This is a genomic window from Prescottella sp. R16, assembly GCF_030656875.1.
Classification (GTDB): Bacteria; Actinomycetota; Actinomycetes; order Mycobacteriales; family Mycobacteriaceae; genus Prescottella.
The window spans coordinates 576074-589014 of record NZ_CP130943.1; the positions used below are offsets into that span (position 1 = coordinate 576074).

General features: G+C 67.6%; 10 protein-coding genes, 1 tRNA gene and 1 pseudogene. 9 read left to right on the forward strand and 3 right to left on the reverse strand.

Annotated elements, in window-relative coordinates:
- Window positions 1-173: 173 nt before the first annotated feature.
- On the reverse strand, window positions 174-683 hold the full coding sequence (locus tag Q5696_RS02665) for a hypothetical protein (protein WP_305093693.1): 510 nt from the start codon (window positions 681-683) through the stop codon (window positions 174-176).
- Between the two features lie 1022 nt (window positions 684-1705).
- Window positions 1706-3400, reverse strand: coding sequence for a recombinase family protein (locus Q5696_RS02670; protein WP_305093694.1), 1695 nt, complete (start codon window positions 3398-3400; stop codon window positions 1706-1708).
- Between the two features lie 11 nt (window positions 3401-3411).
- On the opposite strand from Q5696_RS02670, the pseudogene Q5696_RS21405 reads away from it, so the two are divergent.
- The 3 genes and pseudogenes from Q5696_RS21405 to Q5696_RS02685 form a co-directional block, all read left to right on the forward strand.
- Window positions 3412-3546, forward strand: a pseudogene (locus Q5696_RS21405) (DUF4244 domain-containing protein); the annotation flags it as partial.
- Window positions 3543-3896 carry a TadE family type IV pilus minor pilin gene (locus Q5696_RS02680; protein WP_305093695.1) on the forward strand — a complete coding sequence of 118 codons (354 nt, stop codon included), beginning with the start codon at window positions 3543-3545 and terminating at the stop codon, window positions 3894-3896. The pseudogene Q5696_RS21405 and the gene Q5696_RS02680, both read left to right, overlap by 4 nt.
- Window positions 3893-4246, forward strand: a complete 354-nt coding sequence (locus Q5696_RS02685; RefSeq protein ID WP_305093696.1) for an Rv3654c family TadE-like protein — start codon at window positions 3893-3895, stop codon at window positions 4244-4246. The genes Q5696_RS02680 and Q5696_RS02685 overlap by 4 nt, the downstream gene beginning before the upstream one ends.
- Window positions 4247-4267: 21 nt before the next feature.
- On the opposite strand, the gene sftH is transcribed toward Q5696_RS02685, so the two are convergent.
- Entirely contained in the window at window positions 4268-6622 is a 2355-nt protein-coding gene (gene sftH, locus Q5696_RS02690; protein WP_305093697.1) for a DNA 3'-5' helicase SftH, read from the reverse strand.
- A gap of 388 nt (window positions 6623-7010) precedes the next feature.
- On the opposite strand from sftH, the gene cspE reads away from it, so the two are divergent.
- The 6 genes from cspE (at window position 7011) to Q5696_RS02720 (ending at window position 12756) form a co-directional block, all read left to right on the forward strand.
- On the forward strand, window positions 7011-7214 hold the full coding sequence (cspE, locus tag Q5696_RS02695; protein WP_305093698.1) for a transcription antiterminator/RNA stability regulator CspE: 204 nt from the start codon (window positions 7011-7013) through the stop codon (window positions 7212-7214).
- Window positions 7215-7406: 192 nt separating this feature from the next.
- Complete coding sequence (locus tag Q5696_RS02700; RefSeq protein ID WP_305093699.1) at window positions 7407-7991, forward strand: hypothetical protein; 585 nt, start codon at window positions 7407-7409, stop codon at window positions 7989-7991.
- 144 nt (window positions 7992-8135) lie between these two features.
- The gene (gene topA, locus Q5696_RS02705; protein WP_305093700.1) at window positions 8136-11036 is read left to right on the forward strand and encodes a type I DNA topoisomerase; all 2901 of its coding nucleotides are present in this window, start codon (window positions 8136-8138) and stop codon (window positions 11034-11036) included.
- Window positions 11037-11074: 38 nt separating this feature from the next.
- Window positions 11075-12262 carry a DNA polymerase III subunit delta' gene (locus tag Q5696_RS02710; RefSeq protein WP_305093701.1) on the forward strand — a complete coding sequence of 396 codons (1188 nt, stop codon included), beginning with the start codon at window positions 11075-11077 and terminating at the stop codon, window positions 12260-12262.
- 63 nt (window positions 12263-12325) lie between these two features.
- Window positions 12326-12398, forward strand: a tRNA-Thr gene (locus Q5696_RS02715).
- 160 nt (window positions 12399-12558) lie between these two features.
- Complete coding sequence (locus tag Q5696_RS02720; RefSeq protein WP_305093702.1) at window positions 12559-12756, forward strand: hypothetical protein; 198 nt, start codon at window positions 12559-12561, stop codon at window positions 12754-12756.
- The last annotated feature ends 185 nt before the right edge of the window (window positions 12757-12941 follow it).

The window sequence follows — 12941 nt, forward strand, 5'->3', positions numbered from 1 at the left end:
AGTTCAGGCGGTCGGCGGAGGAGAGAACTACACCGACCGACCGCCGACGAGCTTGGGACTCGCCGGCTGCGGCGAGCACCGACCAACCATCGGGCTCCAGCTCGCACGTTAATAAGGGATGTCTTTCCCTGTACAACCATCAGTAGAAATCCGGAACACAGTTTTAGGTTCTCCTAAGTGACGTAACTCATACTTGGGACAGTCCTGATCCAGGATCCACGCGACTCGCTGGCCGAGGTGCTCCACGATCCCTTCGGCCTACCCGGCTGACGAGGCTCCACGGACTGCGCTAGTAGAGCTTCCCTCCGCCGCTTGCGTAGCGCCGCCATCCGCTCCTTCGCATCAGCGTTGTGTGCCGCGTGCCGCTTCTCGCTGCACTCGGTGCAGTACTTCGGCCACCGACCGGTGTCGGTGCTTCCGTCCTTCTTGTCCGCGATGTACCGGCGCGTGTGGACGAGTCCGCTGCAGTCGGCACACGGGCCGTAGTAGACGCGGAATCCCCAGAACTGGACCCAGGCCCCGCCGGTCGACTCCACTTCCTGCCTGACCACATGGTTCGGGTTCTCGCGTCGCCACTTGTCGACGTGGTTCGGCACCGCCTTGGCGGCTGCGTCGCTCAGCGGGCGGACGAACTGGATGCCGGATGCCGAGGTCTCGACCTGGCCGATGGTGTTGGTGTTCATGTCTCTCCTCATGACGTGTGTTGGAACTCACAGCTAGATGCGGGCTTCTGCCCCGCGTCCAGTCGCTTGTTACCGGTTCGTAACCTGGGGCTGTGGCTGGCATCTGCCGTATGAGGCTCACGAGCCAGCCCGGCCCCCTCAACCACGGCTGGGGGTCTAGGGCTGGTGAGGCCGAGTAGGCAGATGGCAGGCACCGAAGTACGCGCACCGAAGGTGTCGATAGCGCCATTCTTGAATGACAGATGAGGTGTCCTGAAGCTATTCTTGGCTCCTCTTGGGAGCCATTCCTAACCCTCCAGACGCGCCATTCTTGGCGCTCCAGATGGCACCCCTCAGGTGCCCTCCGAGACCCCCGCAGGGGGGTATTATCTACCATCAAAGAATAGCTACTGGAGCCCCTTCAGGGGGCTCCTGAGAGATATATTATAATAATATCTAGATAGGGATTTTCTTTAAGAAAATCCTCTAGTTCGGGAACCCCCTAAAGGGGGTTCCCTCACTCTAACCTCCAGCAACTGGAGAACTAGATCAAAGATATCCTTGTTTCGCGCGCCCGCGTAGGGCGGTAAAAACCAGCCCTGACCAGCCCATACGTCGATAGGGGCCTCCAGCGTCCGCGCTGAGGCCTCAAAGGGGCTTAACCACCCAACGACTCGAACCACGGTAGGCTAGGCGCTCTCCGTGGCTCCTGGGGGCCACTACGGCGATCCTCAGATCGACGGCACGGCCACATGTCCGCCCGATGCGGCGGACTGATTCGAGGGTACCGCCGCCGGGTCGGCGGGGCAAGAGCCGGCCGATCGGGCGGGGCTGATAAACAAGCCGACCAATTCAGGTGCGGCCCGCGGTGCAATTGCCGGACACGGCAAACACGCGGTCGATAATTCCGAATCATCAAATGGAACCAAAGTCGGGTAAATGGGAATTGCACAGGGGGTCGGGCTCGGTCCAATTAATCGGTGGCCACAGCAATTATCGAGGCGCTGGGGCCTGCCGTTGATTTTGGCCGGCCCCGGTGCCCGTCACTCCTCGGTGGCCTCCAGCGGGATCTCGACCCGCTCGCCGGACTTCGACACGACCACGGCTGTGTGGTCGTGGATCTCGACGCCAGCGATGCCGTGTTCGGTCATCTTGGCGAACGTCTCGGTCATCGTCTCGACCGGTCCGACCGTCTGGACTTGAGCGGCCATCTTCTCCAGCTCGGCCATCTCCAGCTGAACCGACAACTCATCGAGCTTGTCGAACGTGACCCTGACGCCCATCGTGCGGAGGTAGACGTTCCGCTGGGGGAGGTCCAGCGACTGCCACCAGTCGCGGAACGTCTCGCCGGTCGGCTGCCAGGTCCAGCCGGCAGGCCTGGTCGTGGCCGCTGCGAGCTCCTCCCGGCGCTTGTCGAGCGCCTCGATGTTCGCATCAAGTGCCGCCCGCTGGGCCGTGCCGGCCCGAAACGGCCCTCGGCCTAGCTGGCTGGCAAGGTCGGCCAGGGTGTTGTCCAGGTCGACTAGCTCGGCTGCGTTGTCTTCGCCGGCGTCCCAAACCCGTTGCAGCCGTTCAGAATCCCCCATGAGACCCAGAACCGCGGACTCGACCAGCTCGTCGAGTTCCTCCATGACAACTGAGCCATTGCCGCACGTCGACTTGTACTGAGCCGATGAACACCGGTACCGAGGCCGACGGCCCTGACCGCCTTTTAGCTGGTAGCACGGGCGACCGCAGACGCCGCAGTAGATCACCCGGAGCAGCAAAGCGTTCGACCGCTTGGTCGGCTCCTTGCGGTTCTCGCGGCTGGCCAGCTCCGCGCTGAGCTGGTCGAAAAGATGCTTGGTCAGGATCGGTTCAGCTCGCTGCACAGGCGAGCCGTCAGGGCCTCGTAGAACGTCCTCGGCCTCGAACATCTTGCGTCCGCGTGCATCCCTCATGACCTCGCCGTTTGCGTCTCGCTTGGGCTCACGCACGGTTGCGTACCCGAGCATCGTCGGCAGCGTCATCGACCGCTTGAGGCCTCCCGAGGTCCACTCGTACCCCTTCAGCTCACGGCCCAGGTGAGCGTTCACCCGATCCTTAGCGGTCGGCACCTTGCGTTCGTTCAGGTCGTGGGCGACCGCTCGCAGCGGCTCACCAGCCAATACGCGCTCGGCAACCTCGTGGATCACTGCCACGGCCTCGGGGTCCGGGGCCAGACGCCAGCCGTCGTCGGTCTGCCGGGGCAGGTACCCCCATGGAATCTGGGCACCACCGGTCCACTTCCCGAGCTGGCGGTTGTGGTGGTACGCGGATGCGATCCGGGAACTGATCGCCTCCAGCTCCAGCTCGGCGACCTTGGCCACCAGCAACGCGATGATGTCGCCGAACGGTGACGTGAGGTCCAGGAACGACTCTGTGGCGCTCACCAGCGACACCGAGTGAGTCTGTCCCCACCGAATCAGGTCGGCCAGATCGAGCAACCGCCGAACGATGCGGTCCATCCGGTACACGACGATGACGTCGATCTCTTGAAACCGATTCTCGAGCCAGTCCCCGAGCTGTGGACGCTCGAACGGAGTCGTGAGACCGGCGGATACGTCCAAGTCTTGGGCGATGCCGGCGACCTCGTATCCGCGCTGTTCACACAGGGTCCGGCATGCCTCGAGCTGGCGCTCGGGTGAGGTGGTCGCGTCAGTGACACGCGACAGTCTGACGACGATAAGAGCGCGTGTCGGCTTGTGGGGGCTGGCCATGTGTGTAATCTACCAATGCGGAGTATGCGATCGGCACGATCGCCGCCGCGGCCTTCGGGGCGATCCTGTACACGGTCGTCACGGGCGATTCCATCGTCGATGCACTCACCGGGATCATCGACAAAGCCCTGTCGACGAAGGTGTGACCCGGCTGCAGACGCTGCGGCGCGACGACGGCGCCGTCACCGTGGAGGCGGCGATCGCGCTCGCGTCGATCGTGACCGTCGTCGTGCTGTGCGTCGGGGCGATCGTCGCGGCATCCGTGCAGATCCGCTGCATCGACGCCGCCCGGGAGGCAGCCCGTCTCGCGGCCCGCGGTGACGGGACGGCTGTCGCGGTCGCCGGCCGGATCGCACCGTCGGATGCCGACGTCGCCGTCCGGGACGACGGTGGGTTCGTCGTCGCGACGGTGCGGGCCCGAGTGCCGCTGCTGCCGCTGCTCGAACTGTCGGCGGACGCGGTCGCGGCCCGTGAACCGGAGGGCGCCGGCGAATGAGACGGTTCGTGCGGGACGAGTCCGGTGGGGCGACGGTGTTCGCGTGCTTCGCACTGGCCGGGCTCGTCGCGGTGACCGCGATCCTGCTGCACCTCGGCGGTGCGGTCGCGGCCCGGCACCGCGCTCAGTCCGCGGCCGACCTGGGCGCGCTCGCGGCGGCACACGCGCTGGCCGACGGTGCGGAAGCCTGCGTGGCAGCGACCTCGGTGGTGTCCCGGATGCGGGCACAGGTGAGCGAATGCGTCGTCGAGGGATGGGACGTGCTGGTGACGGCGGAGGCACCGGCCGGGGTTGCCGCGTTCGGCCTCGGTCCGGCGCGGGCGATCGCCCGCGCCGGACCGGCCGAATGAGTACCGGCCGAGTACGGGAGGTCAGCCGGCCGCCACCGCGGCGAGCACCGCCGACAGCACCTGCACGGCCCCGTCCTTGTCGAGGGGGTGGTTGCCGTTGCCGCACTTGGGGGAGTGCACGCACGACGGGCATCCGGCGGCGCACTCGCACGACGTGATCGCCGACCGGGTCGCGCCGAGCCAGCGGGTGAGTTCGGCGTGCCCGCGGTCCGCGAAACCGGCGCCGCCCGGGTGCCCGTCGTAGACGAACACCGTCGGCAGCCCGGTGTCCGCGTGCAGCGCGGTCGACACCCCACCGATGTCGCCGCGGTCGCATGTCGCGACGAGGGGGAGCAGTCCGATGGCGGCGTGTTCGGCGGCGTGCAGTGCGCCGGGGATCCGGTCGGCGGCGATCCCGGCGTCGGCGAGCAGTTCGGGGGTGACCGTGTACATCACGGCACGGGTACGCAGCGTCTGTGGCGGCATGTCGAGTTCCACCGAGTCGAGTACCTCCCCCGACGGCAGTCGCCGCAGGTAGCCGACCACCCGGTGCGTCACGTCGACGTGCACGAGCGCGACGTCGACGTCGCCGTAGCGGGTGTGTTCGGCGACATCGGCGACCGCGATGTCGGTCACCTCACGGGCCGACGTGGTCCACTCGGGTTCCTCCGCGTGGACGAGGGCGATGCCGTCGTCGAGATCGAGGTGGTCGACGACGAACGACTCGCCTTGATGGATGTGGACGGCGCCGGGATGCACGGTCGCGGGGGCCCGGCCGGCGTCGACGGTGCCGAGGAGGCGTCCCGACTCGCCGTCGACGATCGCGACCTGGCCGCCGATGCCGCCGCGGATGTCGACGGCGGCGTGCGGGTCGACATCGGCGGTGACGAACCAACCGTGGGGCCGACGCCGGATCAGTCCGTCCGCGGCGAGGCCGGCCACGACGTCGGTGGCCTCGAGGTCGTCGATTTCGGTGTCGGTCAACGGCAACTCGGCTGCCGCGCACAGCAGTTGCGGGCCTAGCACGTACGGGTTGGTCGGGTCGGTGACGGTGGCTTCGACGGGGCGGTCGAGCAGTGCGGACGGGTGGTGCACGAGGTACGTGTCGAGGGGGTCGTCCCGGGCGACGAGTACGACGAGCGAGCCTTCGCCCCGGCGGCCGGACCGGCCGGCCTGCTGCCAGAACGATGCGACGGTGCCGGGGAATCCGGCGACCACGACCGCGTCCAGGCCGGCGATGTCGACGCCCAGTTCGAGGGCGTTGGTGGTCGCGACGCCGAGGAGACGGCCGTCGGCGAGGCCCGCCTCGAGGTCGCGGCGGTCCTCCGCGAGGTATCCGGCCCGGTAGGCCGCCACCCGGTCGGGGAGGGTGGGGTCGATGTCGGCGAGCATCCGGCGGGTGCCGATCGCGGTGAGTTCCGCGCCGCGCCGCGACCGCACGAACGTCAGCGTCCGGGCGCCCTCGACGAGCAGGTCGGCCATGATCCGGGACGCTTCGGTGGCCGCGGCCCGCCGGACCGGTGCGTCGTTCTCTCCGGTCACGGCTTCGAGCAGCGGTGGTTCCCACAGGGCGATCGTGCGCGGGCCGTGCGGGGAACCGTCCTCGGTGACCTCCGCGCACGGCGCGCCGATCAGGCGGGACGCCGCGGCACCGGGTTCGGACGTCGTCGCGCTCGCGAGTACGAAGACGGGGTCCGCGCCGTATCGGGTGGCGAGCCGGCGCAGGCGGCGCAGCACCAGCGCCACGTTCGATCCGAACACGCCCCGATACGAATGGCATTCGTCGACGATCACGTAGCGGAGGTTGCGCAGCAGCCGGGACCACCGTCGGTGCGATCGGAGGATCCCGATGTGCAGCATGTCGGGGTTGGTGAAGATCCATCGGGAGTGGGCGCGCGCCCACTGTCGGATCTCGGTGGGGGTGTCTCCGTCGAATCCGCACGGGTGGATCGAGGCGAGGTCGGGGTCCGATTCGGTCAGGGCGACGGCCGCGCGCAGCTGGTCGGCACCGAGTGCCTTCGTCGGTGCCAGGTACAGCGCGGTGCCGAGGGAGTCGCCGGCGAGATCGGTCAGTACCGGAAGTTGATAGGCGAGCGATTTACCGGATGCCGTTCCGGTCGCGACGACGACGTGTCCGCCGCCCGCCGCGATCGACGCTGCATCGGCCTGGTGGGTCCACGGGCGGGGAATACCGGCGGTCTGCATTGCGCGGATCGCTGCGGGGCCGGCCCATTCGGGCCAGTCGTCGAATCGGGACTCCCGGGCGGGAAGTTCTGCGGAGAAGGTCAGGGGGCGTTCGCCGTGTGGAGTTCCGGCCTGGATCCGATCGAGAAGGTTCCGTCCGTACGAGTCACCGGTGTTTCCGTGCGGATGTCGGGGCCGGGACGAAAGACTCACGGGCTCCTCTTCCGAAATTGTCGTAGCCGTGTCCGACCGCTGCTCGATGTGCGGTGCACGCGATGTACCTGCGGTTTCGATGCTATCTGCGGCTGTCGTGGCGAGGTGTCGAGGGGTGTACCGGACGGTAACCGGGGTGGCACTGCGTGCAAGATCATCTGTTTGCAGCTTTTGTTCGTCTTTCGACTGTCGCACTGCCCTCAGACGTGGTTGACTGTGACCTGGTCGCAGCTTCTGTGTTCGTTATAACGCCGCAGGATCGATGTTGCGAGCGCGGTGCTTGTGCGTTCCTGAGGGGGAATCGAGAAAGTACAGCGGTCGGAACCGGCCCGACGGACCAGAAGTGCTGTTGTCCGTCGAATCCGGTGTAAGAAAGAGAAGGAAAAGCATGGCACAGGGCACTGTGAAGTGGTTCAACGCCGAAAAGGGCTTCGGCTTCATCGCTCCCGAGGACGGCTCCGCTGACGTCTTCGTCCACTACTCGGAGATTCAGGGCAACGGCTTCCGTACCCTGGAGGAGAACCAGCGCGTCGAGTTCGAGGTCGGCCAGGGCACCAAGGGCCCGCAGGCCACCGGCGTTCGCGCTCTCTGATCCGTTCACGAACTGAACGAAAGGCAGGTTCGGTCTTCGCGGCCGCTGCCTCACTCACCCCCTGACACCGGCAACGGTGCCAGGGGGTGAGTGCGTTTCCGGGGAGTTCCGGGGAGTTCCGGGGGGATCTCGTTCCCCGACACCGGGTGTGACCACCTCCGCATCGACACCCGGGCGGACTACTGTCCAAGTGTGGCGCAGTTGTCGTTCTTCTCCGCCGACTCGGAGCCGCCCGCGGTCGCCGACCTCGCGGGGCTGTTGGCCGCCCAGGGGCAGGCGGTCGTGTCGAAGGACGGGGTCCGGGTCTCGATCGTGGTCGACGACGCATGGCGTGCCGACGCGATCGTGGAGCTCGTCCGGGCGGCGGGGATCGTGGCCGAGGTCTCGCGTTCCGAGGAGGGGCGCCCGCTGGTTCGGACCGCGTACGTGCCGGAGTTGGCGGAGCTGGCGGCCCGCTGGACCCGGGGCGCCGTCAAGTCGGTGCCATCGGGGTGGATCCCGGATTCCCGCCAGCAGCGGGCCTGGATGTTGGCGTCCGGCCGGGTCGAGGTCGACGGCCAGCGGTACCTGCTCGGACTCGACCCGCATGCCCCGGACACGTATCCCGTGCTCGCGCAGTCGCTGATGCGGGCGGGGGTGGCGCCCACGATCGTCGGCGTCCACGGTTCGGCACCCGGACTGCGGATCTCCGGCCGGCGCCGACTGATGCATCTCGCCGAGAACATCGGGCAGCCACCGGACGATCCCGACGCTCGACGTAACTGGCCGCACACATGATCGACAACGGTGGGACGGACATACGCGGCCGTCCTGGGCGTGTGACACCCTGTTACTGACCGGACCCGGTATAACGGGGCGGAGACGAGATTCGCATCAGGTGCGCAGCGGCACTGATCGAGCAGGAAAGGTGCGGACAGACTGGTGGCATCACGGGAGAAGAGCACCGCGGACGGAGCGTCTGCCACGCGCCGCCTCGTCATCGTCGAGTCACCGACGAAGGCCAAGAAGATCGCGCCCTACCTCGGGAAGAACTATGTGGTGGAGGCGTCGGTCGGGCACATCCGCGATCTGCCGCGCGGTGCCGCCGACGTGCCTGCCAAGTACAAGGGCGAGCCGTGGGCCCGCCTAGGTGTCAACGTCGACCAGGACTTCGAGCCGCTGTACGTCGTCAGTCCCGAGAAGAAGTCGAAGGTCACCGAGCTCAAGAGCCTCCTCAAGGACGCCGACGAGCTCTATCTGGCCACCGACCCCGACCGTGAGGGCGAGGCCATCGCCTGGCATCTTCTCGAGACGCTCAAGCCCAAGATCCCGGTTCGCCGGATGGTGTTCCACGAGATCACCGAGCCCGCGATCCGGGCCGCCGCCGAGGACACCCGTGACCTCGACAACGACCTGGTCGACGCGCAGGAGACCCGCCGCATCCTCGACCGCCTCTACGGCTACGAGGTCAGCCCGGTGCTGTGGAAGAAGGTCATGCCGCGACTGTCGGCGGGCCGGGTCCAGTCCGTCGCGACGCGTGTCATCGTGCAGCGGGAGCGGGAGCGGATGGCGTTCCGCTCGGCCGAGTACTGGGACATTTCCGCCAAGCTCGACGCCGGCGCCGACGCCAGCCCACGCGCGTTCGGTGCGCGTCTGGTCGCGGTCGACGGTTCCCGTGTCGCGGCCGGTCGCGATTTCGGCCCCGACGGCACGCTGAAGTCCACGGGTGTGACGGTGATCGACGAGGCGTACGCGCGTCGGCTCGCCGAGGCCCTCGAGGGCGTCGACCTGGTCGTTTCCTCGGCCGAGAGCAAGCCGTACACCCGTAAGCCGTATGCGCCGTTCATGACGTCGACGCTGCAGCAGGAGGCTGCCCGCAAGCTGCGGTTCTCGTCGGAGCGGACGATGCGTGTCGCGCAGCGCCTGTACGAGAACGGCTACATCACCTACATGCGTACCGACTCGACGACGCTGTCGCAGTCGGCGATCGCCGCGGCCCGTGCCCAGGCCACCGAGTTGTACGGCGCCGAGTACGTGCACGCCACGCCGCGCCAGTACACCCGCAAGGTCAAGAACGCGCAGGAGGCACACGAGGCGATCCGTCCGGCCGGTGACGTGTTCCAGACGCCGGGCCAGCTGCATTCGCGCCTCGAGAACGACGAGTACCGCCTGTACGAGTTGATCTGGCAGCGCACCGTCGCCTCCCAGATGGCCGACGCCCGCGGCACCACCCTGACGCTGCGGATCACCGGCACGGCAGGCACCGGCGAGGAGTGCACGTTCTCGTCGTCTGGCCGCACCATCACGTTCCCCGGTTTCCTCAAGGCGTACGTCGAGAGTGTCGACGAGGAGGCCGGTGGCCAGTCCGACGACGCCGAGTCGCGGTTGCCGGTGCTCGCCGAGGGGCAGGCAGTGACCGCCACCGAGCTCGATCCGGACGGGCATTCGACCAATCCGCCTGCCCGCTACACCGAGGCCAGTCTCATCAAGGCGCTCGAGGATCTCGGTATCGGACGTCCGTCGACGTACTCGTCGATCATCAAGACGATCCTCGACCGCGGGTACGTCTACAAGCGCGGTAGTGCGCTGGTGCCGGCGTGGGTCGCGTTCGCGGTGATCGGTCTGCTCGAGGCGCACTTCGGTCGGCTCGTCGACTTCGATTTCACCGCCGCGATGGAGGACGACCTCGACGAGATCGCCGGCGGTCGGGAACAGCGCGGCAACTGGCTCTCACACTTCTACTTCGGTGACGCGCAGGCGAGCGACGATTCGATCGCCGCGGCCGGTGGCCTGAAGAAGATGGTCGGCGAGAACCTCGAGGGCATCGACGCCCGTGAGATCAACTCGATCCGACTGTTCGACGACGCCGAGGGCCGCGAGGTCCACGTGCGGGTCGGACGCTTCGGCCCCTACCTCGAGCGGATGCTGCCCAACCCGGACGATCCGGACGGCGACCCGATCTCGCAGCGCGCCAATCTGCCCGACGACCTGCCGCCGGACGAACTCACCCCCGAGTACGCGGAGAAACTGTTCTCCACCCCGCAGGAGGGACGCAAGCTCGGCGTCGACCCGGCGACCGGGCACGAGATCGTCGCGAAGGAGGGTCGTTTCGGCCCGTACGTCACCGAGATCCTGCCGGAACCCGAGGCTGCGCCGCAGTCGGAGGCCGCTCCGGTCGAGACGGCCGACGGCACCGCCACGACGAAGTCGGCCAAGAAGGCGCCGGCGAAGAAGGCTGCGAAGAAGGTGGCCGGCCCCAAGCCGCGTACCGGTTCGCTGCTCAAGTCGATGGACCTGGCGACGGTCACCCTCGAGGACGCTCTCAAGCTGCTGTCGCTGCCGCGCGTCGTCGGCGTCGATCCCGAGTCGAAGGAAGAGATCACCGCGCAGAACGGCCGCTACGGCCCGTATCTGAAGAAGGGCACCGACTCCCGTTCCCTCGAGAACGAGGACCAGATGTTCACGGTGACCCTGGAGGACGCGCTGAAGATCTACGCCGAACCCAAGCGGCGTGGACGTCAGGCCGCGGCGACCCCGCCGCTGCGTGAACTCGGCACCGATCCGGTCAGCGAGAAGCCGATGGTGATCAAGGACGGCCGCTTCGGCCCGTACGTCACCGACGGCGAGACCAACGCGAGTCTCCGCAAGGGCGACGAGGTCGCCTCGATCACCGACGAGCGTGCGTCCGAGTTGTTGGCGGATCGTCGTGCCCGCGGACCGGTGAAGAAGAAGGCTGCCGCCAAGAAGGCCCCGGCGAAGAAGGCGGCTGCGAAGAAGACCGCCGCCAAGAAGGCTCCCGCGAAGAAGGCGGCTGCGAAGAAGGCCGCGGCGAAGAAGTCGTGACGGTCTTTGCTGTCGGTGCGGATCGTTAGGCTCGGCGCGTGGCGGGAGTGTTCGAGCGCCTGGTCGGTCAGGAGCATGTCGAGACGGAGCTGACGGCTGCCGCGGCAGCCGCCCGGGGCGGCGATGCCGGCTCCCGGATGACGCATTCGTGGCTGTTCACCGGACCGCCCGGGTCCGGGCGGTCCGTCGCCGCGGTGTGCTTCGCCGCGGCACTGCAGTGCACGTCCGACGGCGTGCCCGGCTGCGGTGAATGCCAGGCGTGTACGACGACGCTGGCCGGCACCCACGGGGATGTCCGACGCATCGTCCCCGAGGGGCTGACCATCAGTGTCAAGGAGATGCGGGCCATCGTGCAGACGGCGTCGCGGCGTCCGAGCACGGGCCGATGGCAGATCGTTGTCGTCGAGGACGCCGACCGGCTCACCGAGGGCGCCGCCAACGCACTGTTGAAGGTGGTCGAGGAACCGCCGGACCGCACGGTGTTCCTGCTGTGTGCGCCGTCGGTGGATCCTCAGGACATCTCGGTGACGCTCCGGTCGCGATGCCGGCACATTCCTCTCGTCACGCCGGCGGCCGACGCCATCGCCCGGGTGCTACGCGAGCGTGACGGCATCGATCCCGACGCCGCGACGTGGGCGGCGTCGATCTGTGGCGGACACGTCGGTCGGGCCCGGCGTCTGGCGACGGACGAGGATGCCCGCGGCCGGAGGGGGCGGGCGCTCGCGCTCGCGCACGCGGCGATGCGTCCGGCCACCAGGTACGCGGCGGCCGAGGAACTGGTGCGGGCTGCGGACCTCGAAGCCAAGGAGCTGACGGCCACTCGGGACGAACGCGAGACCGAGGAACTGCGGACCGCCCTCGGCGCTGGTGGCACAGGTAAAGGGGCTGCCGGGGCGCTGCGTGGTTCTGCAGGAGTACTCAAGGACCTGGAGCGCCGGCAGAAGTCACGGGCCACCCGGACCGGACGTGATGCTCTGGATCGGGCTCTGATGGATTTGGCGGGGTTGTACAGGGACGCGCTGGCCCGGTCGTTCGGATCGACGGCCACCGCGAACCACCCCGACATGGCGGACCAGGCGGACGACCTCGCCGACCGAACCTCCCGAGAGGGACTGCTGCGGTGCATCGAGGCGATCCTCGATTGCCGCGAAGCCCTGGACACGAACGTCAAACCCAAGTTCGCCCTCGACGCCCTCGTCGCCCGGATCGGCGCCCAGTACCGGTAGCCGGCCGCCCGATTTGCATAAGGGGCGGGGTGTCAGGCTAAACTCGCACGCGCCGAAAGGCACGCTGCCTTAGCTCAGTCGGTAGAGCATTTCACTCGTAATGAAAAGGTCGTCGGTTCGATTCCGACAGGCAGCTCGGAGAGGCCCCGGTGGACACAGTCCACCGGGGCCTTTCTCGTTCCCGGAGCAGCCGACGCCTGCTTCGCCCTCTCTGTCCCCTGTTTGGTCTCTGTGCCGGCGACCGGGCTTGCCTCGTCCCCTCGACAAGCCCGGTCGCCGGCACCATGCTCGGGAGGGTGAGCGAATCGCTGAAGACTCGGGTCCGCGAGAAGCTGCTGCGCCAACTCCTCGAGAACGGCGGGCGCCCCGTCGAAGAGTTCGAAGGGGACGACCCACGCCTGGTTGCAATCGACAGCGACCTCGCAGCCCTCGACGAAGTACCGGACGACGACCCCCTCGTCGAAGAGCTGGCGGCCAAGTACTGGGTTCCCTGACCCGTTGTGAGCCTTCCGTGACGGGTTCGGGCGACGGCCCGGACTCTCCTGCACGTTTTTCCGGCTGTGACCTGGCGATTTGGTGTTCTGTGGTGGGTTCGCGTAACTTATTCCAGGTCAGAGCGACACGGACACCGACCCGGACGCGATCTTCACAGGTCAGCGAGGGAAAACGAGGTTGTACG

What these genes read in the sequence shown, in the direction of transcription:
- Q5696_RS02665 (WP_305093693.1), bottom strand. Translation starts at nt 683, where the DNA reads ATGAACACCAACACCATCGGCCAGGTCGAGACCTCGGCATCCGGCATC.
- Q5696_RS02670 (WP_305093694.1), bottom strand. Translation starts at nt 3,400, where the DNA reads ATGGCCAGCCCCCACAAGCCGACACGCGCTCTTATCGTCGTCAGACTG.
- Q5696_RS02685 (WP_305093696.1), top strand. Translation starts at nt 3,893, where the DNA reads ATGAGACGGTTCGTGCGGGACGAGTCCGGTGGGGCGACGGTGTTCGCG.
- cspE (WP_305093698.1), top strand. Translation starts at nt 7,011, where the DNA reads ATGGCACAGGGCACTGTGAAGTGGTTCAACGCCGAAAAGGGCTTCGGC.